A 25,623-nucleotide genomic window follows, 5' to 3' on the forward strand; every position below is an offset into this window, starting at 1 on the left:
GAACCGCCCCCGGATTGTCCGCAGCCCAAGGACGAGCCTGTGCTTCGTCATGCTATTTGCTCGCGCAGGAGGTCGGCGCTATCCTCGAGCCGATATCCGGCATGTTTTTTCAAGTTCACTTGCGTGAGGACACTGCCGACAGGTGTCGCAAGAGACCCGTTCGCCTGAAGGAGTTCCAGCACCCCGCGAGCGAGGGTGCGTGGCGTTTTCCTCCACCGAACGGCGAAAAGCACGGCATCAGCCCATCCAGCCAGAAATTTGGCTTCCGGCCGCCCGAGCGCCGACGGCAGGTTTATGATGACGATGCGATAGGTCAAGTGCAGATCCGCCATCACTTTGCCCCCATCCTCGCAGGACAACACCGCCAGCAGATCGTCCGACGGAGCAGCGGTCATCACGTCGATGCCGATTTCATGCAGACTGGCGACGGCATTTTCCAGATTGCAGCGATTGCAGACATAGTCAGCGAAGGAATGGCGGCTCTTGCGCTCGCTGAACTGATGCAGGAACTCGAGCGTGAGCTGAACGCCCTTGCGTTCAAGATCGATCAGGAGGACTCGCCCGCCCATCCTCGTGCCGGCCAGTGCCAGACTCCATGCGAGCTCGGTCCCGCCATCCTCCGGGACGCTGGAGGTGACAAGCGCCGTGTACGACGAACGAGCCCTCAGCGCATTGGGCGCCGCAGCAATCAGCAACGACGTCACGGCGCGGCTATAGGCGGAGCTGCGCTCGCCCAGGACAAGGGTTCGCAGTTGTTTGGCATGCACCCTGCCTGCTTCGGGAATTTGCCCTATGCATGGAACCTTGAGCACCGCTTCCGCCTCGGCCTCGCCGCGGAAAGTCCGATCGAAGTGATTGCGCATCGTGACGAAAATCGCCCCCAGAATAGCGAATACAATCATCCCGGGCGGGACAAGGAAGATGGCAGGCAAGGTCTGCGGGATGGTCGGCGGCCACGCCGCCGATAGGATGGAAATTCCAGCCGAGGGAACTCCGATACGCCGCGTCAAATCCTGTTGCCGGCCAAGAAGCTCGTTGTATCGCTGGGTCAACAGACTGACCTGCGGCTCGAGAGCCCGCAACCCGGAAAGCCGGCCGGCGGTGTCCGCCATGACCGCATCCAAAATGGCCTTCCGGCTTTCAAGAGTGGCGATCTGGGCACGGAAAATGTTTGCGTCCGCAGCAATCTTGTCGATGCCTTGTTCGACCTTGCTTTCGGTCGTGTTTCTGAGTTCCTGGTCCGCAGGCGCGCGAGCCTGTCGAGCCGCAAGGTCGGCAAGTTCAGGCCCGCCAATAGCTTCAGCCACAGAGGCGAAAGAAGCCCCCTGCTTTCGAAGCTCCTGAACATGTCGCAGCCGAGCTTCCACAGCGGCGAGATCCGCGTTTGACATCGACAATTGCTGGCTGAGGTCAGCCCGTTCCCTGGCTGCATTGTCCGCCGAGCCTTGGTCGATGGCTCCGTGGCTCAGCCGATATTTCTCGAGGCGGTCGGCCGCTGCTTGAAGATCGTTTTGCAGCATGGGCAGGCTGGTGGTGATCGCATCGAGTTCTTGCTGGTCGGATGCTTGCCTTCTCCTTACTAGATTGTCGACATAGACCTGAGCGAATGTGTTGGCCACGAGCGCCGCCCGCGCGGGACTGTCATCGGCGAAAGCGACGGAGATTACTCTCGATCGCAACTCCTGCCCGACCCGCATTCCTTGCCGCAAGGCTCTCAATTCGGAGGCATCCTTGGCTTGTGAATCGTTGATTGTTTTGTCCGCTCCTGGCCACAGCCGGTCCAGTAGACCACCGGCAAGTGAGCGTGTCCTCGGGGGAGGGATGGCAGACGGCTCAAGCCGGGAACTCCTGCTAGCGGAATTGTCCTGCCCGGTTTCAGCCGCACCTGTCTTGCGCAGTGCCGCCATGACGCGGCGCAGGTGATCTTGCGACGATAGCATCGTGATGTGGTCATCTATGCTTGAATCAACGAGGTCCTGCGAAGACGGGGCGCCGACGGGCAGTGAACCGCGCGAGGGGGCATCGATGATAAGCTGGGTAGTTGCCTCGTAGAGAACCGGCCGAAGGCTTCCCAGCAACCCCGCCAGCAGGCCGCCCAACACAGCGAAGGCAACAATGGACCATTTTCGCCTTGCTAGAATCACGAAGAGTTGGCGCGACGCGGTGGGCGGCTCGACATATTCACGCAATGACCGCACGTGCGCTCTGCCTTCGAGAACCGGTGCCGGCGGTTGATTGACCCGTGGCAGCTGGATCGGGCTGATTGCGGAACCTACCATTGTCACACTCCTGCCAGGTCGAGTTCATGAGTTGGGCCGGTTTGCTGTGCTTGCCGGTTGGCTTGGCTCCGCCAGGCCTGGAACATCAACGCGGACCACAATTCGCGCGAGCGGTTTTGACCATCAATGTGATCGCGCCAGCAGGCGTCGATCTTCGCAGGGTCCAATACGTCACTGCTTTCGGTTCGCATGTCGGCGAGAAGATCGGTGGCCCAGTTGCGCAGCGGACCCCGTAGCCATGCAGCGATAGGGACATCGAAGCCCTGTTTCGGACGCTCGATCAGGTGCTGCGGGAGATAGCGGCGCAGCAATTGACGAAGGATCCATTTGCCGGCGCCATCACGAACTTTCATGTTGGATGGCAGCCGCCAGGAGAATTCGACAACGCGGTGGTCAAGCAGAGGACACCGGCCCTCAAGGCCGTTGGCCATGGTGGCACGGTCCAGCTTCACCAAGATATCGCCAGGCAAGTATCCCGCCATGTCATCGCACAGAAGACGGGAGAGCAGGTCGTCAGGCGGCGGACCGCCATAGCCGTGGATTGGTTCGGTCGGGCGCTGATGCCCGAGGTTTTCAGCCTGTGGCCGCGCCAGCCGCTGAAACAATTCGTCTTCATCCGATGCCGCGAGCAGCCGGGCGAGACGTTCCATTCGGTCGCTCCGGATAAAATGCCTGGCACTTGCAGAGAGCGGCAATTTGCCAACGACATCGTCACGTCCGGCCCGCGCGAGTAACCCTGCGCCCGCCGCCAGGGTTCGGCGCAATTGTCGGGGCAGGCGCAGGTGTTGTTTCAGCCGCTCCGCCATGAAGTGGCGGCCATATCCCGCGAAGCATTCGTCACCACCGTCGCCCGACAGCGCTACTGTGACGTGCTGACGAGCGAGCCTGGCAACGAGCAGGGTCGGTATCTGCGATTCATCGGCGAAGGGTTCATCCCAGACCTGCGGCAATTCGGGAATGACGTCACGTGCGGCGCTTGGCGAGAGGTGAAGTTCGGAGTGGTCGGTACCCAGATGACGGGCAACGGCCGCTGCGTATGGAGCTTCATCAAAGCCGCCCTCCGCGAACGAGATCGTGAAACTGCGAACCGGCTTGCAGGATTGGGCCTGCATCAAGGCGATCACGGCTGAGCTGTCGATCCCCCCTGACAGGAAGCCGCCTAGAGGGACGTCGGCGATCATGCGTTCCCGCACGGCCAGCCGAAGCCGGTTGTCCAGTTCGTCAACCAGATCTTCGTCGGTGCCGGTGGCGGGGTTCCGTCGCCCATCGGCAGCAACGTCAGCCAGTGACCACCAGCGGTGAACGCGTTGGGAAAGACGGTCCGCGCTGCGGTTTTCGGCAAAATTCGCCGCGGTGACGGAAAGGACAGAACCGGGCGGCAGTTTGAACACGCTTCGCCAGATACAGCGGTGGTCCGGCACCCATCCCGTTGAAAGCATTGCGGCCGCGGCATCAAGATCAAGGTCGGGAGAAAAGCCCGGAAAGGAGTTGATCGCCTTCAGCTCAGAGGCGAAAACCAATGCGTCTCGGGTCGAAGCAACATAGAGGGGCTTTTTGCCCATCCTGTCGCGGGCCAGATAAAGGCTTCTTGTCTTCAGATCCCACAATGCGAACACGAACATTCCGGCAAAGCGTTTGAGGGAGGTCTCAAGCCCCCAATGCTCGATTGCGCTGAGCATAACTTCAGTGTCGCTGGCACCTTGAAAGGTTTGGCCCGCACTCTCGAGTTCGCAACGCAAATCGCGGAAATTGTATATCTCACCGTTGAAGGTGATCACGTACCGTCCGCTGGCGGAATGCATCGGCTGGTGCCCGGCGGCTGACAGGTCGACAATTGCCAATCGCCTGTGGCCCAGTGCGATTCCAGCTTCGCGATCGGCCCAGAGCCCTTCGCCATCCGGGCCCCGGTGACGCAGCGATGCGGTCATCCGCCCGATCGCTCCGAGCGGCTTTATGTCCGTGGCGTCGGAAGCCAATAGAATTCCCGCGATCCCGCACATTAGGACACCCTCGGTTCAGCAAGCTGGCGCCGAAGTGCGGTCGGATTTCCGGCTACGAGGCAGAAAGCCAGCGAAAACCACACGATCGGATGGCGGATGATCAGGTGAGGCATGCTGAAGACTATCGTCGACGCACCGAGCACCAGCAGCGCGTCGAATCCCGCTCGCCAGGCAAGCGACATGGCGGCTCCCACGATCCAGACCAATGCCATCACGGCAAGCAATCCGCCCTGCAGGTAAAGGTCGAGAACGGTATTATGGGCCTCGAAGGGTCGCTGCAGAAATTGACGGTCGGCGACGGGCGGGCGCTCGAGGTGGGGGCCAGGGCCCAATCCCAGGGACCCGGATTTCAACCCTTTTTCCACGGCCTCCTGCCACAGGTAGAGCCGGAGTTCGAACGTTTCGAGTGTCGCTTCCCCACCCTGGTCCTTGGTAAGGCTCTTGGCAAAATGGGCGACGCTGGCCTCTTCGGTGAGCGCGTACGGCGTCATCGCCAGCGCCAGAGGCAAGGAACCCGACAACAGCACAATTGCTGCCAGGCGAGACAGGCTGGCGCGACCGCTCGTTGCGATCCATGCACGAAGCCGCAATCCGAGAAAGACGAGGCAACTCAGGATACTGGTGTAGAGATAGGTGTCGCTCTTCGTCAGCCGGCCGACATAAAAGGTCAGGATCAGGCTGGAGAATGCGAGCAAACGGCGCCATGGGTTGCGGGTGGTCGTGGCAAGGTGCAAAGCCAGGGGGCCAAAAAGCGCGCAATAGAGCGCAAGTTGGTTTGGGTTCTCGGACCAGCCACGGAACCTGTCCCAGAACCAGGGGTCGACGCCGGACTGGTGGGCTACCCCAAATGCCAGTCCCAGCTGAATTACGAAGCTTCCATTGGCGATGGCGATCACCCACCAGGCACTGCGGCGAAGGTGACGATCGGCGTCGGGCTCCGCGGCCGCCAGGCATGTGAAGCCGGCCAGCAGCATGTAGGCCATCACGTCATGTACCAGCCCGGTCAGGTAAAGGACGGTGGTCAGGTAGCCGACGATCGTGCCGATTCCCAAAGCCAGCGACAAGATCAGCCAGAAGCTCGCCAGTTGGACAAAAGCGGGTGTGACCTGGAGACGACCCCCGGCGAATATTCGTCCAATCGCCAGAACGATCCAGATCGCGATGAACAATTCGCCATAGCCGAGCGGCAATCCCGGAACGCCCAGTTGCGTCGCATAGGACATCGCAACTCCCAGGGCGAGCAAGGCGTCCCGGATCATTGACGTGCTCCGCCCCGGTGATCTGCAAGGCTGCCCTCGAGTGCGACAGCAGGTAGCGGTCGCGGAAGCCCCGCGCGGAGCGTGTTTTCGTACAGGTCGCAGTACTGATCGACCACCAACGGCAGGGCAAATCGCTCCCGCACAAGTTCAGCGGAACGGGCGCCCATTGCCTTGGCCGCAACGCGGTCGGACAGCAAGTCTATTGTTCGCGAGGCAAGGGCATCGGCATCATGCGGTGCAACCAGATAGCCATTCCACCCGTCTTCGACGACGTCTCTGCAGCCTGGCATCCTGGAAGCCACGATTGGTAGTCCCGCAAGCCCCGCTTCCAGCAACACACGCGGTATTCCTTCGCGATACTGGGTGGGAAAGGCGAATACATCGGCCATGCCAAGGAGATCAGCTACATCGCGTCGTGGCCCCAAGGCCAGCACATGAGGTGCGTGCCGATCGATCTCCGACTTGTCGATTGCGAATGAGCCTTCGGATTCTCGCGGACCGACAAGCACAAACCGTGCTGCGGGTCTTTCAGACAGGATGCGAGGGATCGCACGGAGAAGGGTCGCCACGCCTTTCTGGCGCGTCAAACGGCCGACGAAGATCACCACTTCGGCGGACTGAAGGCCGAGTTCCCTACGCATCTTCGTTGCCGAGGACCCGAGATGGCGCACCGTTGCGAACGCATCGACATCGATTCCGGAACTGCGTATCAGTCGTGAGCTTCCGCGACCGATCAGCCGAAAGCGCTCGAAGAACAGTTGGTCGTCGCGATTTTGGAAAACGGTCGCTGCCGTCCAGGAAGACGCAAGCCATTGCAGTGCGCAATAGATCGGACGCAAGGCCAAGGCGCGAGGCTCCAGCGATGAGAACGTCCAGCCCAGCCCGTTGATGGTGCGGATGACCGGGACGGTTCCCCGTACCGAAAGGGGCGTCAACAGATTTGGCTTGGTGTCGAAACTCTGGATGATGTCAGGCTGAAGCTCCCGCATCAAACGGCGCATCGTTCCGAGGGCCCGCCATTCCCCGCCGCCAGATGCAAACCGGTCGAAGGAGAACCTGTGATGCGAAATGTCATGCCGTAAAAACGGTACTGGAGACCCGCTGGAGACCGCCGTAACGCGAAAGCCTTTCTCTCGCAGCGCTATGAGGAAGGGAACTCTCAAGGCGTGATCCTCGCCTCCCACGCAGACCAGATGCGGGTTCATCTGCCTCTCCCACGCGCACATGGCAGTCAAGTCGAGGAACCGATCGGCTCTCGATGCTGCCATCGCCCGGTTTCACCACCTCTGAGCGGATGCGCCCGAGTGCACGCTATGGGGAGGCCAGGTTCCTGTCCTCGTCCGTTTGAATGACACCCATGATGTTGGAAAGGATAGCGACTGGTGGGTGCTCAACTGGAGCAAGACGTGATGCCTGAGTTTTCGCGGTTGGCCGATGAACGCAGAAGTTCCCGACGCTTGATTTGCGTGGCACCGTGCAGACGAAAGTCGGCGAGGCCCCAGCGCCCCGCCGACTTTTTTTAAGGCATTCGCCGTTGGGCTGGTTCAGGTGACCAGGAAGGACGATGCGGTAATCGACAGATGTGGAGAGAGGGTCGCGAAATGGATCTGGTTTGCCCCTCCGACGCCGTCGCTGTCGAATGAAAGAGCTCCCGTCGCACTGTTGTAGACAATGTGATCGGAACTGTCGTGCGCAGCTTTGCCGGCGAAGAAAGCCTCCGACGAGAGCCCACCCTGATCGAGACCGGCAAAGATGGAATGATCGAGGTGGATCTTGTCCTGGGCTTTGTTGAAATCGGTGATCCTGTCGACATTTCCGTCGCCAAGAGCGGTGCTGAAAACGAAGACATCGCTGCCGCCGCGGCCGGTCAAAGTGTCGGCTCCGCCGCCACCGTCGATCTTGTTGGCGCCGGCGTTGCCTTTGACGGTCTGAGCGAACTCATTGCCCGTCAGGTCGATTGCGGCCTTGCTTGACGCCTTGCTGGTCGCGAGTTGCTCGATGTGCGAGCCAGCCGATAGGGCGAAACTCACAGAAGCGAGGACTTTATCGATGCCGCTGCCCTTCTGCTCCACCACTTTGTCGTGAGCATTGTCGACGGAATAGGTGTCATTCCCACCATATCCGGTCATCTTGTCGGCGCCACCGCCGCCATTGATCTTGTTGGCGCCGCCATTCCCATAGATGGCTTGACCGAATTCGTTGCCGGTCAGGTTGATGGACGCCCTGCCACCCGAATTGGCGGTGGAGAGCTGTTCGACATGTGATCCCGCCGTAAGAGCGTAGCTCACCGAGGCCGCGACCTTGTCGAACCCCCCGTTTGGCGCTTCCATTACCTTGTCATGAGCATTGTTGACGAGATATTTGTCATTGCCCGTGGTTGCGTGAAAAACATCTGCGCCGCGCGTGCCATGGAAGACATGATCGCTGCCCGACGGGGCCGGCGCTGCGGGAGCAGGGGCGCCGGCGTTAGTTGGAGGCGTGGCCGGTGTGCCGACCGGATCACCGACCGGCGCGGTGACAGGATCACTAACCGGGGGCGAGGCCGGGGCATGGGTGCCCTCGAGATTGTGCTGAAGGAAAAAGGCTTTCAGTTCCGAGGCGCTTTCAAGCGCGGTGTCGCCATTCTGCGTTCCCCATTTATAGGTATAGTCAAAGGCCGGTGACGGAACCAGTGCGGCCCAACGATCAATCATGGCCTGCTCTTGGGCAGCGGTGGGCATGACAAACTTGCCGCCGGCGCTGGTTTCCCAGTTGCCACCACCGAACGCCTGGTAAAGCGGGACGATCTTGTCGATCGGGATGCCCGCTTCACCGGCAGCCGCTACCATCTTGTCGATATGAGAGTAGTCGGGAGCCGAGGTGTTATTGATGGGGTAATAGCCGATGCCGTAGAAATCGATGCCCGTATTCGCCGGATTGTAAGCGGCGTGGGCCGGGTCATTCGGGTTCATGTAGCTCGGGGAGCCATCCGTGCCCAGGTTCATCATGGTGATGAAGGTCTTGGCGCCGGGAAAATGAGAATGGATCCAGTCGGATTCCGCCTTTAGGTTTGCAGCGGTTGCGTAGCTGCCCCACTTGCCTGTCGGATCAGGCTCGTCGCTAAGGTAAAATCCGAACACATCCGGATTGCCTATGAAGGGAGTGACTTTATCAATGAAAGACGAAGTTACTCCGTCGTGCTCACCGAGATAAACCAAGCCTTTCATGCCATCCGGCAAAGCATTGACTTGCGAAACGTATTGAACATCAGCCAGATTGAATCCGGCGGTTGCGATCTCGGCGGCTGATCCACCGGACGCGTAGTGGAGTGTCATCCAAAAATCCTTTGGTTGATTCGGTTATGCCCCATGTCTGCTTAGTTGACGGCGCATATTAGGCCCAAATCAAATACGACACCCGCTGGATAGAATCTTTGATCGCCGGCAGGATTGCTGCACAGCAGGAATGTCCTGCTTCGGCCAACCGAAGTCTTTTAAAACGGTGCCGCAACAACAACATAAGCCCTCTCATCCGGCTCATTGTTGAGCGCGTGATTGGGAAATATCCGCCTTTCCCGACCGAGTTATCCCCAATTAGAGGAAAGCCATGGGGGTGCCTCGGCACATGAACCGAGGCTTACGCCCTTGCGGCTCAGCCGCCAACTTGGCGGTCGAAAGATCGTGCCGCTTGCGGCGTGAAGCGGCCACCTATCGCTGCTTTAGGAACACTTTCTGCCTTGATCCTATTTAAAAAATCTATGGCCCAACTCTCGTTTGAAATATGATCCGATCCAGCGCATGGAGAAAAGGTCATCTCTCCAAAATATATGTCCCCATTAACACAGTACAAATCAACCCTGACAAACTCAACATCTCTAGATATCGTCTCCGCAATCTCAGTCATTTTTTCGAGATTTTCGGGCCTTTCTACGTTTTCTGGTATGTCATAACCGTACATGACATCAATCTGCTTAAAATCCGGAAGAGAAAAGACAGCTCTCTTATGATCAACAAATCTACCGACGTCGACTTGAAGATAGAGTGCCCTGCCGCGAATACAAAAGAATTTGTAATCGCTTAGTTCTGCTCCCGTAGAAATATTATCTTCGATAATTATCTTCTTTTCCATCTTGTAATATTGCGTCTCTCGTCCAATATTGAAATAAGATCTCTTGGAAAAAATTAAGAATTCCTCTATGGTTTTCCTATTGAGCGGCTTGTCGAGGAATATAATTTTTCCGGAGGAGTGGGTCGGCTTCATCACGAAATGACGTCCGATGAAGGGCTCGATCCAAAGTTGAATATCATCTGCCGTTGTATTTCTATCTATCTTGAAGACAGAAATCGTCTTTGGGATTTTAAGACCTCCGATTCCATCAACTATGTACTTAGCATAATGCTTATCAACGCATATCTTCTCTAGATAGCCCCATCTATTCCGTATCATTCTGTCAAAGATAAAATCATTTATCGTGGCAGATTGGCTGGAAACCCGTCTTGGGAACCTATTGTTTCCGTTAAAGAATCCGGCGGCTGCTATGGGGTAGTTCAGAACGTAAAAATTCGGGGTTATCAAGCTGACCCTATATATCGTTTCCCAGACAGCTCTTCTTAATTTTCGATACTTCTTTTCCACGCAACACCCCACTACGTTTCGATTCAACGCGCCGACCAACGCAGCCTCCGCTCTGATAACGACGATGGCGAAGGCGCGATCAGGCTTCTTGGCAGATTGGCAGCCGTCGCAGCCGAGGCGGGTTCGAGCCCGTCGGCTAGCGCGCCCCGAGGTGAACGAGCCTTTTATCCAGTCGCCATCCTGCGCATGAGCTAAACCCAGAATACGGTCAGGCTCGATCACTGTCCTCGTCCGTTTGAATGACGCATGCTGCGCGCCGGCCTGACGGTCGTCCACTTGCCGCCGCTGAAGTCTGGGGGACTGGATGATCTTGTCGATCGGAATGCCGGACTTCACTGCCGCACCCATGGCCCTATCTTACGCAATGGAGTGCCAACCAAAGAACATTTGGTTGATTCGGTTAAAGCGCTGTCTGCTCAGGTGATTGGTGTAATCAGGACGAAATCAAATACAAAATACAGAACGATAAAAGGTTTGATTGATCTAGGTTGTTGCTCCGTATCAGGTATTTTGCGCCGCGGACCGCGGCGTCTTTGAAAGTGTGTAGAAGCAAGGACATAGGCCTGTTTCGCGTGTTCCGTTCTGGACTGCGTTACTAGCGCGAATTGCCGCTTTTTGGGAAGTTATCCCCAGCCTGTGCACGCTCCGGGTCGCGTTGCGCTGGTCCCGCGCCACGAATCCGCTGCATTTTCCTCAAAGTCGACGTATGTAAGCAGAGCGTAATAAGGGGGCGACGGATAGCGGCTGCTATGCGCACCAAGAAAGGTTTGAGCCATCACAACTTACGGAAGTAACGGCGCGGCAGTGTCGCGCGAACGACCGCTGGTCATGAAAACATCGGGGGCCGGTTCTCCCGAGCTACGTTCCGCCATTCTCGCCTGCATGCCTGGGCTGCTTGGCGTGGCGCTGTTCTCGGCAGTGATAAACATTCTCGCTCTGACCGGTTCGGTCTATATGTTGCAGATATACGATCGCGTTCTGCCGTCGCAGAGCGTTCCCACCTTGGTGGGGTTCACGATCGGCATGCTGGGCCTGTATGCGGTCTACGGGCTCCTGGATTTCGTGCGGCTTCGCGTGCTGGTCCGCATCGGCAGCCGGCTCTACAGGAATTTGCAGCAAAAGGTGTTCTCCATCTCCCTGTCCCTGCCACTCAAGGCGGGGCGTGATGCGGGCCGTTTGCAGCCTTTGCACGATCTTGACCGACTGCGCGGCTTTCTTTCCGGAACGGGACCGACGGTCATCTTCGACGCCCCGTGGATCCCTTTTTATCTGGTGATCATTTATTTGCTCCACCCTTCGCTCGGCCTGCTGGCAACCGTCGGCGCGATCGCCGTGGTCCTCCTGACGGCGGTTGCGGAAGTCTTCAGCCGTGGTCCGGCCGCGCGCGCCTCCGAGGAGCTGTCTTCGCAACGGGCGCTTGCCGACTCCGCCCGTCGCAACGCCGAGGTCGTTCATGCAATGGGGCTTTCTGGTCGACTGGCTCGACGCTGGAGTGACGTCAGCCGCGCATATCTTGCCCAGCAGGAACGCCTCTCGGATGTCGTCGGTGGCGCCAGTTCCTTCTCGAAGGCGCTTCGCATGGGTCTGCAATCCGGCGTTCTGGGGCTCGGTGCTTACCTGGTCATCGGCGGTGAAGCTTCTCCTGGGGTGATCATCGCATCTTCCATATTGCTCGGCCGGGCCTTGGCGCCGGTTGACGCGGCGATCGCAAACTGGAGAGGCTTTCTTTCGGCCCGGCGCAGCTATAGCGAGCTGGCAGCTGTCATGGCTGCATTTGGCAGTCAGGACGACCCGATGGAATTGCCTCGTCCACAGACACGATTTGCCGTCGAGCAACTGACAGTCGCGCCGCCCGGCCTGACAAGACCGACCGTTGTAAATGTAAGCTTCCACCTGTCGAGGGGCGCTGGAATGGCCGTCGTCGGCCCGAGCGGCTCCGGCAAGACGACGCTGGCCCGTTCGTTGGTCGGGGTGTGGAAGCCGCTCCACGGCTCGGTGAGATTGGACGGCGCCTCTCTCGATCAATGGAACTCGGAACAGCTTGGCGCCCATATCGGCTACATGCCGCAGGACGTGGAGTTGTTTGACGGCACGGTAGCAGACAACATTTCGAGGTTCCGAGGCAAGACGGATCCGAAAGGCGTCCTTGCGGCGGCAAGAGCAGCTGGCGTCGAGAAAATGATAATGCAACTCCCTCAGGGATTTCAGACCCGCATCGGGGAGGGGGGAGCTGCCCTGTCGGCAGGGCAGAGGCAACTCGTGGGCCTCGCTCGAGCACTTTACGGCGAGCCGTTTCTTGTCGTGCTCGACGAACCGAACTCGAACCTCGACGTGGACGGGGACGCTGCCCTGGCCGGCGCCATACGGGCAGTGCGTCAGCGCGGAGGCATCGTCATTGTCGTTGCGCATCGTCCCTCGGCACTCGCGAACATCGATCAGGTGCTGGTTATGTCGAATGGAACGGTTCATGCCTTTGGCTCGCGCGAGGAGGTCTTGGCGAACGTGCTCCGACCTTCACCGCCTGTTTCACCTCGGCCATCTTCTTTGGCGCCGATACCGGGGGTTGCCGGGCATGCATGAGGCTCTGCTCGAAACATTCGTCACCTTCTCGTCGTATGCTCGGACCCTTCGTGGCAGCAAACAGCCTGCCGTGAGCTCGCCGGATCTGCCGGACGGTATACGAGCCAACCTGATATTCGGTTTGGTGATTACAGGTCTGCTGGTCCTTGGCGGCGGCCTGTGGCTGGGGTTGACCAACATCGCCGGCGCTGTGGTTGCACCAGCCACCGTGGTGGTAGAAACCAACGTCAAGAAGGTCCAGCATCAAACCGGAGGCACAGTGGGCGGGATCTTCGCGCAGGACGGAGATCATGTACGAGCCGGCGACGTGCTGGTCAGGCTGGATGACACGCTGACTCGCGCGAACCTGCAAATCATCAGCGAGGATCTCGATCGCGCGACCGTCCGCCTCGCCCGGCTGGAGGCCGAGCGCACGGGCCTGGCGGAAATGCAGTTGCCGGTCGGCCTGAAGGCGCGAATGAACCAACCGGAGCTGGCTGCGCTCGTCAACGGCGAGCGCGCCCTCTTTGAAACGCGCGCCTCGGCTTTGGCTGGGCAGAAGGCACAGTTGAGAAGCCAATCCCAGCAACTTGAACGTCAGATCGACGGTCTTAAAGCGCAACAGAGCGCGGTGGATGAATCGGTTGCTCTGCTGAATAAGGATTTTGCCGATGTTGATTCCCTCTACGCCAAAAAACTCGTCTCCAAGGAGAGGGTGAGCAACATCAGGCTGGATGCCACCCGGGCCAGGGGAGAATCGGGGCGCCTCGCTGCATCAGTAGCTGAAGCCCAGGCGCGCATCAGCGAAACGGGGTTGCAGATGCTGCAGCTGGATGACCAAAGGCGCACTGACGTGACGACCGAACTCCGCGAGACGGAAGCCAAGCAGACCGAACTCAACGAACGCAGGATTGTGGCGCAGGATGAATTGACCAAAACAACGATCCGCGCGCCGCAGTCCGGAACGATACAGGAATCGGCTGTCCACACTGTCGGCGGCGTTATCGCGCCTGGCGAGATGCTTATGACCATCGTACCTGATGCCGACGATCTTGTGGTGGACGCACTGATCCCTCCGTCGCGGGTCGACGACGTCCGGCCTGGGCAGCCGGTATCGATCCGTTTTCCGGCGTTCGACGTGGGAACCACTCCGGTCTGCCAAGGGTCGGTGAAACACATCTCGGCAGATCTGATTAAAGACCCGCAACGTCAGCTTTCCTATTTCTCGGCGCGTATCAAGGTTGAAAGCAAATCGAACTGCCTGACTGAAGCGAAGGTGCTGAGGCCAGGTATGCCCGCCGAGGTTCATATCCGCACCGACGAACGCAATGTCTGGTCTTATCTGTTGAAACCCTTTGCGGATCAGATGTCCAAAGCGTTTACGCAGTGATGGCGAGGTGGAGGAGGGCGTAACCAATAGGATATCGGGATTTCTGGCGGCCCGACGGCTTTTGGGGGCGGGCGGCCGTCGAGCCTAACCGGCGACGCGGGGATGAAGCGCCTCCGGCTGGAGGAAACATGCGCGTTGTGTGACGCTACCGCATCATTCGAATAGCGCGGCAGCTTGTCCGCTGTTGGCAGTGTTTTGCTCAACGAATAAACGAACGCGGATGGCGTCTTGAACGCCGCCCGAACGGAACCGCAAGATCACCCATTAAAGATTACCTTGCTATGGTGCGGATGGTCGGGACCCAACCGCCGGAGGCGGCGTCGATGGCAGGAGCTGGCGCGGCCAAGGGGCGCTATGTCGGCTGGATTACCGCCCCCAGACGACGGCATTCTCGTGCCGTTTGATGATGTGCTTCAGATTCTCGAAGGCGGTCGTGACGTGGCCCGCGAAGCGCTCTGCCGCCGGTGAGCGTGGCCCGCTGACCCGGCGCAGGATGCCGAGTGAGCGGCTGGGCTGCGGGATTTCATAAGGCAGCACGGTCACCCGGTTTTCCCTGCGCTGTGCGAAGACCACGGAGAAGGGCAGCACGGCCAGCGCATCGGTTTCGGCAAGGAAGTTGATCACGCTCATCAGCGAGCCTCCTGAATAGCGGATGTTGAGATCCGACATGCCGATGCTCATCAGGATCATCTGCAGGTCCGACATCAGCGGAGAGCCGGGCAAGGGAGCCACCCAGGGAAAGCTGGTCAGGTCATGCGCCCTGAGGCGGCGATTTCGCAGCAGGGGATGGTCTGGCCGGCAAGCCACGACGTTGCGTCCGGGCAGGATTTCGGTGAATTCGAAGCCGGGCCCGAGGTCGAGCACGCCGATCGGTACGATGCCGAGGTCGATCTGGTTGCTCTCCAGCGCCGCGACCATCTCGGGCAGGTTCATATAGCTTTGCTGAACGGTGACCTCTGGCTCGAGCTTCTGGAATTCTCCGATCATCCGGCTGATCATCGCATCCATGAAGAAAGGCACGCCGCCGACACGGACGACGCCTTTGGTGCCTTTCATAAAGCCCTGCACCGCATCCGAAGCCTTGCGCGACGCGGTGATGATCGTGCGGCCCTGCGCCGCCAGCTGGAAGCCGAGCGGTGTCGCCTGCAGCGGCCGGCGGCCCTTGAGGAAGAGCGGCTCACCCACCCGCGCCTCCAGCATGGCCAGCGATCGGCTGACCGCCGGCTGGGTCAAGCCCAGCATGGCGGCCCCTTCCGACACGCCGCCGGCATCCAGCACCGCGGCGAGCTGCATCAGGTGGCGCTCGTTCAGCTTCATAGCAAAACGCTATACAAGGGACGCCACATCTCATCAAGCATCGCGTCGGGCCGTGCTATCCCGCTTGGCAAGGGGAAGGGAGGCCCCGGCGGAATGCACGGCCAGCACGACCCGAAGCGGGATGAGTTCACCAAGGCGATCTCGACGCAGGCCGAGGAATTCTCGCGGCGCCTGACAGCAATGGGCCAGTCCCGCCTGGCAGCGGCGGCGCAGGCTGCTGTGGATGGTTTGCACGCGCTGATCGTGGAGTTGCGGCCCTCCGGCGAGGAGTTCCGCCAGGCGATCGATTTTCTGACCGAGCTTGGCCACTACGCCGATGCGCGGCGCCAGGAATGGGTGCTGTTCGCCGATGTCCTGGGTGTGTCGTCGCTGATCGAGGATCAGAACAGCCCGCGCCCCGCCGGGGCGACACCAAACACCCTGGCTGGGCCCTTCTACCGCGCCGATGTGCCGGAGATGGCGCCCGGCGCGAACATCTCGCGCGATCACAAGGGCGAGCCGCTGGAGGTTGCGGGCAGGATCGTCGCGCTCGACGGCGCAGGGATCGGCGATGCGACGGTCGAGATCTGGCAGGCCAATGCCGAGGGTCTCTACGAGAACCAGGAACCCGACCGGCAGCCGGAATTCAATCTGCGCGGACGGTTCCGTACCGATCCGCAGGGGCGGTTCCGTTTCGCGACGGTGAAGCCGAAGGGCTACACGCTGCCGTCGGACGGACCGGTCGGTCAATTGATGTCAGCGCTTGGCCTTGGCCTCGAGCGGCCGGCCCATATCCATTTTCGCGTCTCGGCGGAGGGCTTCGAAACGCTGACCACCCACATCTTCGACCGGTCCGACCCTGCGATCGGCCGGGATGCCATCTTCGGGGTCAAACCCGAACTCATGGCCGAGTTCCGCGCGCTGCCGCCCAATGCAGGAAAGCGGAAGTACGCGCTCGACCTCAACCTCGTGCTCTGCCCGCAACGGCGGGGCGAAACCGAAACCTCTGGGAGGAGATGACCGATGGCACGTGTCAGCGGCTACCACCATTTGACGCTCTCGACCGACAGCGCTCAGGAAGATTTTGATTTCTATACCAAGGCACTGGGCCTGCATTCGGTGAAGCGCACCGTCTTGTTCGACGGCGTCATCCCGGTCTACCACCTCTATTACGGCTCGCCCTCTGGCGATGCCTCGACGATCATCACCACCTTCCCGTTCCGCAAGCCAGGCGTCTATGGCCGCCGTGGGTCCAACCAGTCGCGCACCATCATGCAGTCGATCCCGAAGGGGGCCGCGGATTTCTGGGTGGATCGGTTGAATGCGCGCGGCATCGAGGCGATCAAGATCACCCGTTTTGGCGCCGACCGTGCGGCTTTCGCACATCCCTGCGGTATCCCGCATGAGCTGGTGGAAAGCGACAGGGATCCACGCGCGCCCATCACCAACGAGGCGCAGGGCATCGGCAAGGCTCACGGCATCAAGGGAATCTACGGCGCCGTGGTGGCGGTGATGGACCGCACCGCCATGGACGACTTCCTGACCATCGCATTGCCGCTGGAGAAAGAGGCCGACGACCATGAGGGGCTTGTGTTCCGCGTGCCCGACGCGGCCGGCGTCGCACAGCGCGTGGAGGTCATTGTCGACCGCGACAGCCCGCAGGGCACCTGGACGCTGGCGGGCGGCACGATCCACCACCTCGCCCTAAACACCGGCGACGAAGAGAACCAGCTGAAGCTGCGCGCTCATATCGAGGGCCTCGGCTTCACGGATATATCGGAGCAGAAGGACCGCAACTACTTCAAGTCCTGCTATGTCCGCTCACCCGGAGGCGCGCTGTTCGAGATCGCCTGGACCACGCCGGAAGGCTGGGCCAAGGACGAACCCCCGGGCCAGATCGGCAAGACGCTGGTCTTTCCGCCATGGTTCAAGGACCGCGAAAGCGAATTGCAGGCCGGCCTGGAAAAGGCGGATTTCACGTGAGTTCAGGCAGCGGTCCGCTCCGGCTTGGGCCAAGAGGCCCGGAGGCAAAGGCGATCTGCGTCTTCGTCCACGGTCGCGGCCAATCGCCCGAAGAGATGCAGTCCCATGTGCTGTCACGACTATCCGCGTCGGCCGTGGCCTTCATCCTGCCGCGCGCACCGCTCGGCATGTGGTGGGAGGCGCGTGCCGTCGACCCGCTGACGCCGGTCGCCCGCGCGCAGCTTTCGGATGCGCTCGATCACCTTGCGGCCGCAATGGCCGCGGCGCGGGCTGAACTGCCCGGACTGCCGCTGCTTCTCGCGGGCTTCTCGCAAGGGGCGTGTCTCTCGATCGAATATCTCTGCGCGGGGCTGCCGCCGCCCGACGCCTTGGCGGCCTTCACGGGCTGCCGTGTCGGTGTACCAGCGGACGAAAGATCCGAGGCGGCGCCGGCCGGAATGCCGATCTATCTTTCCGGCGGCGATGCCGATCCCTGGATACCGGTCTCGGCGTTTGCCGATGCCGCGCAGTCGCTGGGCCGGATTGGCGCAAGCCTGCGGGCCGATCTGTTCCCGGGCCGCGGCCATGAGGTCTCGGACGCCGAGATCGCTATGCTGGGCACGATCCTCGACGACCTCGCCGCCGGGCGTGGCCCGCGCATGGAGGCGGCGCGATGATGGACGGCTTCACCTTTCCAGGCCTGACGACACGGGTGGTCTTCGGTGCCGGCACCATGGATCGTGTCGAAGAAGAAGTCCGGCGGCTCGGTCATAACAAGGTGATGGTGCTGTCGACACCGCATCAGAACGGCGATGCGGAAAGACTGGCCGCAAGTCTTGGCGGCCTCGCCGCCGGGATCTTTGCCGGCGCGGTCATGCATACCGCTGTCGAAGTTACGGAAAAGGCCGTCGATGCCTTCCGCACCAGCGGCGCTTCGGCGGTCGTCAGCCTCGGCGGCGGCTCGACTACCGGGCTCGGCAAGGCCATTGCCGTGCGCACGGGCGCCGACCAGGTGGTCATTCCCACCACCTATGCCGGCTCGGAAATGACCGACATCCTCGGCGAGACGGCGGCCGGCGAGAAGACCACTCGCCGCTCGCCGGACATTCGCCCCGAGACGGTGATCTACGACGTCGATCTGACGCTGAGCCTGCCGGTAAGCCTCACCGTCACCTCGGCGATGAACGCGATCGCCCACGCGATGGAAGCCTTGTATGCCCCCGATCGCAACCCGGTCATCGTGCTGATGTGCAGGGATGCCATGGTTGCCTTCCGGGACGGCATTCCAAGGCTGATCGGCAATCCGCAGGATCGCGCGGCGCGGACGCAGGCGCTCTATGCCGCGTGGTGCTGCTCGACCGCACTCGGTTATGTCTCGATGGCGCTGCATCACAAGCTGGCGCATGTCTTCGGCGGCTCGTTCGACACGCCGCATGCCGAAACCCACGCCATCCTGCTGCCGTACACGACCGCCTTCAACGAAGCGGCGGTGCCCGATCTGCTGCGCCCGATCACTGAGGCATTCGGCGGTGGCTCGGCGGGTGGTGGGCTCTGGGATTTCGCGCAGTCGGTCGGCTCTCCGCTGAGCCTGAAGGCGATCGGCATCGAGGAGGCCGATCTCGACCGCGCGGCGGCGATCGCGGTCAAGAATGCCTATGCGAATCCGAGGCCAATCGATCCGGGATCGATAAGGGAACTCCTTCAGGCGGCGTGGGAGGGACGCCGTCCGGGGGCTTGAGGAAAAATAAGAGGGAGGAACTACACATGATCACAAGACGCAGCCTACTGAAAGCCTCGGCGGCGACAGGCCTGGCGCTCGCCGGTTCGCGCCTGGCGACGCCGGCCATCGCGCAAGGCGCCAAGATCCGCCTGGGCTATGTTTCGCCGCAGACGGGGCCGCTCGCCGGCTTCGCGGAAAGCGATGCCTACAACATCGAGGCCTTCCTCGCTTCCGAGGCGGGCAAGAACTTCGAGGTCATCGTCAAGGACAGCCAGTCGAACCCCAATCGCGCGGCCGAGGTGGCGAAGAGCCTGATCGTCGATGACGAGATCAACCTGATGCTCGTCGGCTCGACGCCAGAGAACACCAACCCGGTGGCCACCACCTGCGAAGCGGAGGGCGTGCCGGTCATCTCGACGATGGCGCCATGGCAGCCCTGGTTCATCGGCCAGCAAGGCAATCCGGCCGATCCGTCGTCGTGGAAGCCTTTCAATTTCGCCTATCATTATTTCTGGGGCCTCGAAGACATCATCGCCGTCTACACCGGCATGTGGAAGCAGCTTTCCACCAACGGCAAGGTGGGCGGGTTGTTCCCCAACGATGCCGACGGCAATGCCTGGGGCGACCCGAAGAACGGGTTGAAGCCGGGTCTCGATGCTGCCGGTTTCAGCCTTGCCGATCCTGGCCGCTATCAGAACCTTTCGGACGATTTCACCGCGCAGGTCAACGCCTTCAAGGCGGCCAATGCCGAGATCGTCACCGGTGTGGTGATTCCGCCCGATTTCACCACCTTCTGGAACCAGGCCCGGCAGCAGGGTTTCAAGCCCAAGGCGGTGACGGTGGCCAAGGCGATCCTCTTCCCGCAATCGGTCGAGACGCTCGGCGACGCCGGCCACAACCTTTCGTCCGAGGTCTGGTGGTCGGCCTCGCATCCGTTCAAATCGTCCGTGACGGGCGAGAGCTCGGCGGAACTCGCGGCGGATTTCACCGCCAAGACCGGGCGTCCCTGGACCCAGCCGATCGGCTTTGTCCATTCGCTGTTCGAGGTGGCGGCCAATGTCATGGGCCGTGTTTCGGATCCGACCAACGCCGAGGCGATCGCGGCGGCCATAGCGGCCACCGACATGACGACCGTGGTGGGCAAAGTGGCCTGGAGCGGTGCGGGACTGCCGCCTTTCGCCGCGAAGAACGTCTGCAAAACGCCGCTCGTTGGCGGGCAGTGGCGGAAGAAGGCCGGTGGTGGCTTCGATCTGGTGATCGTCGAAAACGCCGGCGCCTCCGAGATACCCACCGCCGGCAAGATGGAAGCCCTGGCCTGACGCTGCCGAGGGCGGCTGATACCGCCGCCCTCGTTCGGCGCGACCCAAGGATGACAGTGATGATACTCAGGCTGGAAAACGTTTCGAAGTCCTTCGGCGCCCTGAAGGTTGCGGATTCCGTGACCGTCAGCGTGCCGCGCGGCGAAGCGCTGGGCATTATCGGCCCTAACGGCGCGGGGAAATCGACGCTCTTCAACCTGATCACCGGCAATTTGTTTGCCAATGAGGGTCGCATTGAATTCCTCGGCCGCGACGTGACCCGCGCTCCGGCGATGGAGCGGGTGCGCATGGGCGTTGGCCGCAGCTTCCAGATTCCGCAGCCTTTCGAGGGGCTGACCGTGTTCGAAAATCTCCTGACCGCCGCCGCCTTCGGCCGGGGCGGTCGCGAAGCCGAGATGGTTGACGATTGCGCTGGTATCCTCGAGGAGACAGAGCTTCTCAGGAAGGCCAATTTCGTGGCCGGCTCGTTGAGCCTTCTCGATCGCAAGCGCCTGGAACTCGCCCGCGCCCTGGCGACGGGCCCTGAGCTTCTGCTTCTGGACGAGATCGCGGGCGGTCTGACAGAGGGCGAATGCAAGGCCCTTATCGCGACGATCAGAGCCGTCCACGCCAGGGGAACCACCATCATCTGGATCGAGCATGTGCTGCACGCCCTGACGTCGGTGGTCGAGCGGCTTCTCGTGCTGGATTTCGGGCGTGTGATCGGGATCGGTGCGCCTGATGAGATCATGGGCTCGAAGGCGGTTCGCGAAATCTATCTGGGGCTCGAGGTCTGATGCTGGAAACGCGTGGCCTCACCGCGAATTACGGCCAGTTCCGGGCGCTGTTCGGTGTGGATATCACCGTGGCCGCGGGCGAATGCGTGGCGATCATCGGCGCCAACGGCGCCGGGAAATCCACGCTGATGCGCTCGATCACGGGCGTGATCGGCAACGCGCCCGGTATGGTGCTGCACAGGGGCGAGCCGATTGGCGCGCTGTCTTCGGCCGAGATCATGAAGCGCGGCATCGCCATGGTGCCGGAAGGGCGCCGGCTGTTTCCTTCGCTGACCGTCGAGGAAAACTTGCTGGTCGGCGGGCAGGCGCGCAAGGTGCCCGGACCGTGGAGCCTCGACGCGGTTTATGACCTTTTCCAGATCCTGCGCGAACGGCGCAAGAGCCCCGGCATCGCGCTCTCGGGCGGCCAGCAGCAGATGGTGGCGATCGGCCGGGCGCTGATGTCGAATCCCGAATTGCTGCTCTGCGACGAGATCAGCCTGGGCCTCGCGCCGGTCGTCATCCGCGATATCTACGCAGCACTTCCCAGGATCCGCGAAGGCGGCGCCGCGATCGTGCTGGTGGAGCAGGATATCGGCAAGGCGCTGGCGGTCGCCGACCGCGTCTACTGCATGATGGAGGGTCGCGTCACGCTGGCCGCCAGGGCGGCCGAGGTCACGCGCGAAGATATTCACTCTGCCTATTTCGGAGTGGCGGCATGACGCGGGAACCAAGGCTCGGTCGTCTGCTCGCACGGCGCTCTTGTGGCCTGATCGAGGTGGCGCGGCGATGATCTGGCTGGACACCCTCGTGCAAGGGATTCTGCTGGGCGGGCTCTATGCCCTGTTTGCAGCAGGGTTGAGCCTCGTCTTCGGCATCATGCGGCTGGTGAACCTCGCCCATGGCGACCTCATCGTTCTTGCCGCCTATCTGGTTTTGATGGGCGTCACGCTGCTCGGCCTGTCGCCCTGGATCGCTACCCTGGTCGCCATGCCGATGATGTTCGCGCTCGGCTGGCTGCTGCAGGCCGCCGTTCTGAACCGCGTGCTGGGCAAGGACATCCTGCCGCCGCTTCTCGTCACGTTCGGCCTGTCGGTCGCCCTGCAGAACGGCCTGCTCGAGGCCTTCTCCGCCGACAGCCGCCGCATTCCGGTGGGCGCGTTGGAAGGGGCGTCGCTCGATCTCGGGCTGGTCACGGTGGGGATTATGCCGTTGATGACCTTTGCCTCGGCGATCGTGATGATCATTGCCCTGAACGGGCTCTTCTACCACACCGCCCTTGGCCGTGCCTTCCGCGCCACCTCGGACGACGCGGTGACGGCGGGGCTGATGGGGATAGAGCCGAAGCAAATCTTCGCCATCGCCACCGGGATCGCCATGGTCGTGGTGACGCTGGCGGCGCTTTATCTCGGCATGCGCGCGAACTTCGATCCCTCGATCGGACCGGCGCGGCTGATCTATGCCTTCGAGGCGGTGATCATCGGCGGCCTCGGCAGCCTGTGGGGAACGCTTGCCGGCGGGATCATCATCGGCGTGGCGCAGACATTCGGTGCCGCGCTCAATCCGGAATGGCAGATCCTGGCCGGCCACATCGCCTTCCTGGCCGTGATGCTGCTCAAGTCGCGCGGGCTTTTTCCGCGCGCAGTGGATTGAGGGGGGCGGCATGTATCGACTGACAACCCGCACCCGCGCCGGAACCGTAACCGCGATCATCGTGCCGATCTTCATCGTCGCCGCGCTCGCGCTCCCTATCGTGGCCTCGCGTGGCGTCATACAGGATCTGTTCTTCATCCTCACCATGCTGACGCTGGCGCAGATCTGGAACCTACTGGCGGGCTATGGCGGCCTGGTCTCGGTGGGCCAGCAGGCCTTCGTCGGCATCGGCGCCTATGCGATGTTCGCCGGCGTGATCCTGCTCGGCTGGAATCCGGTCTTGGCGATCCCGCTGGGCGGCCTTGCGGCGCTGGTGCTGGCGGTTCCGACGGCCTTCTTCGCATTCCGTTTGCAGGGCGCCTATTTCGCCATCGGCACCTGGGTGATCGCCGAAGTGACGCGCCTGCTGGTTGCGCAATGGAAGGCACTTGGCGGCGGCACCGGCACTTCGCTGCCGCGCGAGGCGACGAGCAGCATCCTGGGTACCGATGCGATCCGGGCGCTGTTCGGCGTCCGCGAGGCCGCGGCACGCGATGTCATGGCCTACTGGCTGGCTTTGGCGCTGGTCGTGGTCGTGACGGGCGGCATCTATTGGCTGCTGCGCAGCCGCCTCGGGCTGGCGCTGGCGGCGGTGCGCGACAATGTCGACGCGGCGCAATCGGTGGGCGTCGATACCGGCCGGCTTAGATGGGCGGTCTTTCTGATCGCCGCAGCAGCCACCGGGCTGACCGGCGCGCTGATTTTCCTGCAGACGGCCCGCATCTCGCCGAGCGCGGCCTTTGCCGTCACCGACTGGACCGCCAACGTCATCTTCATTGTCGTCATCGGCGGCATCGGCACCATCGAGGGACCGATCCTCGGTGTGCTGGTCTTCTTTGCGCTGCGCTCGGCGCTGGCCGATTACGGCAGCTGGTACTTGATGACGCTCGGCCTCATCGCCGTCGTCGTGATGCTTTTTGCGCCAAAGGGGCTGTGGGGCCTGATCGCGTCCCGCAATGGCCCGCACCTGTTTCCGGTCCGCCGCAGGCTGACCGGTCCGAAGATCGAGGGAGGAATTTGATGGCGGATATCGAAACCGACGTGCTGATCGTCGGCACTGGCCCGGCAGGCTCGACCACCGCCGCGCTGCTGTCCAGCTACGGCGTGGCCAACATGATCGTCAATCGCTATCGCTGGTTGTCGAACACGCCGCGTGCCCACATCACCAACCAGCGCACGATGGAAGTGCTGCGCGACCTCGGTCCGGATGTCGAGGCAGAGGCCATGATGCACGCCTCGCCGCAGGAACTGATGGGCGAGAACGTGTTCTGCGAAAGCCTGGCCGGCGAGGAGATCGGCCGCATGAAGAGCTGGGGCATCCACCCGCTCTCCAAGGCCGAACATCTCCTGTCGTCTCCCTGCCTCATGAACGATCTGCCGCAGACCTTCATGGAGCCCATCCTGTTCAAGGCGGCCTGCGCCCGCGGGGCGCAGGCACGCATGAGCACGGAATATGTCAGCCATGTCCAGGATTCGGACGGCGTGACCACGACCTGCCACGACCGGCTGTCGGGCAAGGATTTCACCGCGCGGTCGAAGTTCCTCGTCGGCGCCGACGGCGGCAACTCGCTGGTGGCAGAGCATCTGGGCCTGCCGCTCGAGGGCAAGATGGGCGTCGGCGGCTCGATGAACATCCTGTTCAGGGCCGATCTTTCGAAGTATGTCGCCCACCGGCCGAGCGTCCTCTACTGGGTCATGCAGCCCGGCGCCGACGTCGGCGGCATCGGCATGGGTCTGGTTCGCATGGTGCGGCCGTGGACCGAGTGGCTCATCGTCTGGGGCTACGACATCAACCAGCCGCCGCCTGAAGTGACGCCGGAACTGGCTACCGAGGTCGCGCGTCAGCTGGTCGGAGATCCCGCGCTCGAGATCGAGCTCCTGGGCGCCAACACCTGGACCGTGAACAACTGCTTCGCCACGCAGATGCAGAAGGGGCGGGTGTTCATCATGGGCGACGCCGCGCACCGGCATCCACCCTCGAACGGGCTCGGCTCAAACACCTCGATCCAGGACGGGTTCAATCTCGCCTGGAAGCTTGCCATGGTCGTCAAGGGCCAGGCGGGGGTAGGGCTTCTGGACAGCTTCTCGGCCGAGCGCGCGCCGATCGCGCGCCAGATCGTGACACGCGCGAACCGGTCCATCGCCGAATTCGGACCGATCTTCGAGGCGCTCGGGATGGATGGCGGCGTCGATCACGACAAGATCCAGAGGAACATGGAGGCTCGCGCCGATGCCACCCCTGCGGCCGAGGCGCAACGCGAGGCGCTCCGCAAGGCCATCGCCTTCAAGAAGTACGAATTCGACGCCCATGGCGTCGAGATGAACCAGCGCTATGCGTCGGGCGCGGTGGTGACCGACGGCCAGAGCGAGCCGGCTTTCGAGAAGGATCGTGAACTGCACTATGCACCAACGACCTGGCCGGGTGCGCGCTTGCCGCATGTCTGGGTCTTCGAGCGCTCGGGCAGGAAGGTCTCGACGCTCGATCTTTGCGGGCATGGCGAGTTCACGCTGTTGACCGGCATTGGCGGCGAAGCGTGGGTCGCCGCGGCGGAAACGGTGGGCGCGGAGCTCGGTCTGCCGATCCGCTGCCATGTGATCGGCCCGCGCCGCGCGATCGAGGATCATACCGGCGACTGGGCCGGCGCACGGGAGATCCGCGACACCGGCTGCCTGATCGTCCGTCCCGACCACCACGTCGCCTGGCGCTCCGAAACGCTGGCGGCCGATCCGGCGGCCGAACTGCGCCGGGTCTTCAAATCCGTTCTGGCGCGCTGAGGA

Annotated in this window: 19 protein-coding genes; 12 read left to right on the forward strand and 7 right to left on the reverse strand. The window is 61.8% G+C overall.

All coding sequences use genetic code 11. The features are described 5' to 3' along the window. Window positions 1–47 precede the first annotated feature (47 nt). The 6 genes from EOA16_RS01760 to EOA16_RS01785 all read right to left on the reverse strand — a co-directional run bounded on the left by EOA16_RS01760 (window position 48) and on the right by EOA16_RS01785 (window position 10,500). A complete protein-coding gene (locus EOA16_RS01760) occupies window positions 48–2,279 on the reverse strand; it encodes an exopolysaccharide transport family protein (protein WP_127255055.1) in 2,232 nt (743 codons plus the stop codon). A 2-nt stretch (window positions 2,280–2,281) separates the two neighbouring features. Then, on the reverse strand, window positions 2,282–4,279 hold the full coding sequence (asnB, locus tag EOA16_RS01765) for an asparagine synthase (glutamine-hydrolyzing) (RefSeq protein ID WP_127255056.1): 1,998 nt from the start codon (window positions 4,277–4,279) through the stop codon (window positions 2,282–2,284). Next, window positions 4,279–5,538, reverse strand: coding sequence for an O-antigen ligase family protein (locus EOA16_RS01770; protein ID WP_127255057.1), 1,260 nt, complete (start codon window positions 5,536–5,538; stop codon window positions 4,279–4,281). The genes asnB and EOA16_RS01770 overlap by 1 nt, the downstream gene beginning before the upstream one ends. Further along, window positions 5,535–6,743, reverse strand: a complete 1,209-nt coding sequence (locus EOA16_RS01775; RefSeq protein ID WP_127255058.1) for a glycosyltransferase family 4 protein — start codon at window positions 6,741–6,743, stop codon at window positions 5,535–5,537. The genes EOA16_RS01770 and EOA16_RS01775 overlap by 4 nt, the downstream gene beginning before the upstream one ends. A 339-nt stretch (window positions 6,744–7,082) precedes the next feature. Then, window positions 7,083–8,852: a calcium-binding protein gene (locus EOA16_RS01780; protein WP_127255059.1), complete on the reverse strand. Its 1,770-nt coding sequence runs from the start codon at window positions 8,850–8,852 to the stop codon at window positions 7,083–7,085. Window positions 8,853–9,168: 316 nt separating this feature from the next. Beyond that, window positions 9,169–10,500, reverse strand: a complete 1,332-nt coding sequence (locus EOA16_RS01785) for an ATP-grasp fold amidoligase family protein (RefSeq protein WP_164754062.1) — start codon at window positions 10,498–10,500, stop codon at window positions 9,169–9,171. 480 nt (window positions 10,501–10,980) lie between these two features. Between EOA16_RS01785 and EOA16_RS01790 the strand changes: the two genes are divergently transcribed. Both EOA16_RS01790 and EOA16_RS01795 read left to right on the forward strand, forming a co-directional pair. Next, window positions 10,981–12,732, forward strand: coding sequence for a type I secretion system permease/ATPase (locus EOA16_RS01790; protein WP_164754063.1), 1,752 nt, complete (start codon window positions 10,981–10,983; stop codon window positions 12,730–12,732). Then, entirely contained in the window at window positions 12,725–14,101 is a 1,377-nt protein-coding gene (locus tag EOA16_RS01795) for an HlyD family type I secretion periplasmic adaptor subunit (protein WP_127255061.1), read from the forward strand. The genes EOA16_RS01790 and EOA16_RS01795 overlap by 8 nt, the downstream gene beginning before the upstream one ends. 366 nt (window positions 14,102–14,467) lie before the next feature. Here the strand turns inward: EOA16_RS01795 and EOA16_RS01800 are convergent, their stop codons facing one another. Further along, window positions 14,468–15,418 (reverse strand): LysR family transcriptional regulator, encoded by a 951-nt coding sequence (locus tag EOA16_RS01800; protein WP_127255062.1) that lies wholly within the window; start codon window positions 15,416–15,418, stop codon window positions 14,468–14,470. A gap of 93 nt (window positions 15,419–15,511) precedes the next feature. Here EOA16_RS01800 and EOA16_RS01805 point away from each other — a divergent pair, with 93 nt between their 5' ends. The 10 genes from EOA16_RS01805 to EOA16_RS01850 all read left to right on the forward strand — a co-directional run bounded on the left by EOA16_RS01805 (window position 15,512) and on the right by EOA16_RS01850 (window position 25,620). After that, entirely contained in the window at window positions 15,512–16,417 is a 906-nt protein-coding gene (locus EOA16_RS01805) for a dioxygenase (RefSeq protein ID WP_127255063.1), read from the forward strand. A 3-nt stretch (window positions 16,418–16,420) separates the two neighbouring features. After that, window positions 16,421–17,380, forward strand: coding sequence for a VOC family protein (locus EOA16_RS01810; protein ID WP_127255064.1), 960 nt, complete (start codon window positions 16,421–16,423; stop codon window positions 17,378–17,380). After that, window positions 17,377–18,036, forward strand: a complete 660-nt coding sequence (locus EOA16_RS01815; protein ID WP_127255065.1) for a dienelactone hydrolase family protein — start codon at window positions 17,377–17,379, stop codon at window positions 18,034–18,036. Before EOA16_RS01810 ends, EOA16_RS01815 begins: the two co-directional genes overlap by 4 nt. After that, the gene (locus tag EOA16_RS01820; RefSeq protein WP_127255066.1) at window positions 18,033–19,097 is read left to right on the forward strand and encodes a maleylacetate reductase; all 1,065 of its coding nucleotides are present in this window, start codon (window positions 18,033–18,035) and stop codon (window positions 19,095–19,097) included. The genes EOA16_RS01815 and EOA16_RS01820 overlap by 4 nt, the downstream gene beginning before the upstream one ends. A gap of 26 nt (window positions 19,098–19,123) precedes the next feature. Then, window positions 19,124–20,398: an ABC transporter substrate-binding protein gene (locus EOA16_RS01825; protein ID WP_127255067.1), complete on the forward strand. Its 1,275-nt coding sequence runs from the start codon at window positions 19,124–19,126 to the stop codon at window positions 20,396–20,398. Between the two features lie 59 nt (window positions 20,399–20,457). Next, on the forward strand, window positions 20,458–21,174 hold the full coding sequence (locus tag EOA16_RS01830; RefSeq protein ID WP_127255068.1) for an ABC transporter ATP-binding protein: 717 nt from the start codon (window positions 20,458–20,460) through the stop codon (window positions 21,172–21,174). After that, window positions 21,174–21,875: an ABC transporter ATP-binding protein gene (locus tag EOA16_RS01835; RefSeq protein ID WP_127255069.1), complete on the forward strand. Its 702-nt coding sequence runs from the start codon at window positions 21,174–21,176 to the stop codon at window positions 21,873–21,875. The genes EOA16_RS01830 and EOA16_RS01835 overlap by 1 nt, the downstream gene beginning before the upstream one ends. A 67-nt stretch (window positions 21,876–21,942) precedes the next feature. Then, on the forward strand, window positions 21,943–22,806 hold the full coding sequence (locus tag EOA16_RS01840; RefSeq protein WP_127255070.1) for a branched-chain amino acid ABC transporter permease: 864 nt from the start codon (window positions 21,943–21,945) through the stop codon (window positions 22,804–22,806). A gap of 10 nt (window positions 22,807–22,816) precedes the next feature. Further along, window positions 22,817–23,866, forward strand: coding sequence for a branched-chain amino acid ABC transporter permease (locus EOA16_RS01845; RefSeq protein ID WP_127255071.1), 1,050 nt, complete (start codon window positions 22,817–22,819; stop codon window positions 23,864–23,866). After that, complete coding sequence (locus tag EOA16_RS01850) at window positions 23,866–25,620, forward strand: FAD-dependent monooxygenase (protein WP_127255072.1); 1,755 nt, start codon at window positions 23,866–23,868, stop codon at window positions 25,618–25,620. Before EOA16_RS01845 ends, EOA16_RS01850 begins: the two co-directional genes overlap by 1 nt. The last annotated feature ends 3 nt before the right edge of the window (window positions 25,621–25,623 follow it).

The sequence above is a fragment of the Mesorhizobium sp. M7A.F.Ca.US.008.03.1.1 genome, assembly GCF_003997495.1.
In the GTDB taxonomy this organism is placed as follows: domain Bacteria; phylum Pseudomonadota; class Alphaproteobacteria; order Rhizobiales; family Rhizobiaceae; genus Mesorhizobium.

Excerpts from the sequence above, each read along its gene's own strand:
- EOA16_RS01760 (WP_127255055.1), bottom strand. The coding sequence starts at position 2,279 with ATGGTAGGTTCCGCAATCAGCCCGATCCAGCTGCCACGGGTCAATCAA.
- asnB (WP_127255056.1), bottom strand. The coding sequence starts at position 4,279 with ATGTGCGGGATCGCGGGAATTCTATTGGCTTCCGACGCCACGGACATA.
- EOA16_RS01770 (WP_127255057.1), bottom strand. The coding sequence starts at position 5,538 with ATGATCCGGGACGCCTTGCTCGCCCTGGGAGTTGCGATGTCCTATGCG.
- EOA16_RS01775 (WP_127255058.1), bottom strand. The coding sequence starts at position 6,743 with ATGAACCCGCATCTGGTCTGCGTGGGAGGCGAGGATCACGCCTTGAGA.
- EOA16_RS01780 (WP_127255059.1), bottom strand. The coding sequence starts at position 8,852 with ATGACACTCCACTACGCGTCCGGTGGATCAGCCGCCGAGATCGCAACC.
- EOA16_RS01785 (WP_164754062.1), bottom strand. The coding sequence starts at position 10,500 with ATGGGTGCGGCAGTGAAGTCCGGCATTCCGATCGACAAGATCATCCAG.
- EOA16_RS01790 (WP_164754063.1), top strand. The coding sequence starts at position 10,981 with ATGAAAACATCGGGGGCCGGTTCTCCCGAGCTACGTTCCGCCATTCTC.
- EOA16_RS01795 (WP_127255061.1), top strand. The coding sequence starts at position 12,725 with ATGCATGAGGCTCTGCTCGAAACATTCGTCACCTTCTCGTCGTATGCT.
- EOA16_RS01800 (WP_127255062.1), bottom strand. The coding sequence starts at position 15,418 with ATGAAGCTGAACGAGCGCCACCTGATGCAGCTCGCCGCGGTGCTGGAT.
- EOA16_RS01805 (WP_127255063.1), top strand. The coding sequence starts at position 15,512 with ATGCACGGCCAGCACGACCCGAAGCGGGATGAGTTCACCAAGGCGATC.
- EOA16_RS01810 (WP_127255064.1), top strand. The coding sequence starts at position 16,421 with ATGGCACGTGTCAGCGGCTACCACCATTTGACGCTCTCGACCGACAGC.
- EOA16_RS01820 (WP_127255066.1), top strand. The coding sequence starts at position 18,033 with ATGATGGACGGCTTCACCTTTCCAGGCCTGACGACACGGGTGGTCTTC.
- EOA16_RS01825 (WP_127255067.1), top strand. The coding sequence starts at position 19,124 with ATGATCACAAGACGCAGCCTACTGAAAGCCTCGGCGGCGACAGGCCTG.
- EOA16_RS01830 (WP_127255068.1), top strand. The coding sequence starts at position 20,458 with ATGATACTCAGGCTGGAAAACGTTTCGAAGTCCTTCGGCGCCCTGAAG.
- EOA16_RS01835 (WP_127255069.1), top strand. The coding sequence starts at position 21,174 with ATGCTGGAAACGCGTGGCCTCACCGCGAATTACGGCCAGTTCCGGGCG.
- EOA16_RS01840 (WP_127255070.1), top strand. The coding sequence starts at position 21,943 with ATGATCTGGCTGGACACCCTCGTGCAAGGGATTCTGCTGGGCGGGCTC.
- EOA16_RS01845 (WP_127255071.1), top strand. The coding sequence starts at position 22,817 with ATGTATCGACTGACAACCCGCACCCGCGCCGGAACCGTAACCGCGATC.
- EOA16_RS01850 (WP_127255072.1), top strand. The coding sequence starts at position 23,866 with ATGGCGGATATCGAAACCGACGTGCTGATCGTCGGCACTGGCCCGGCA.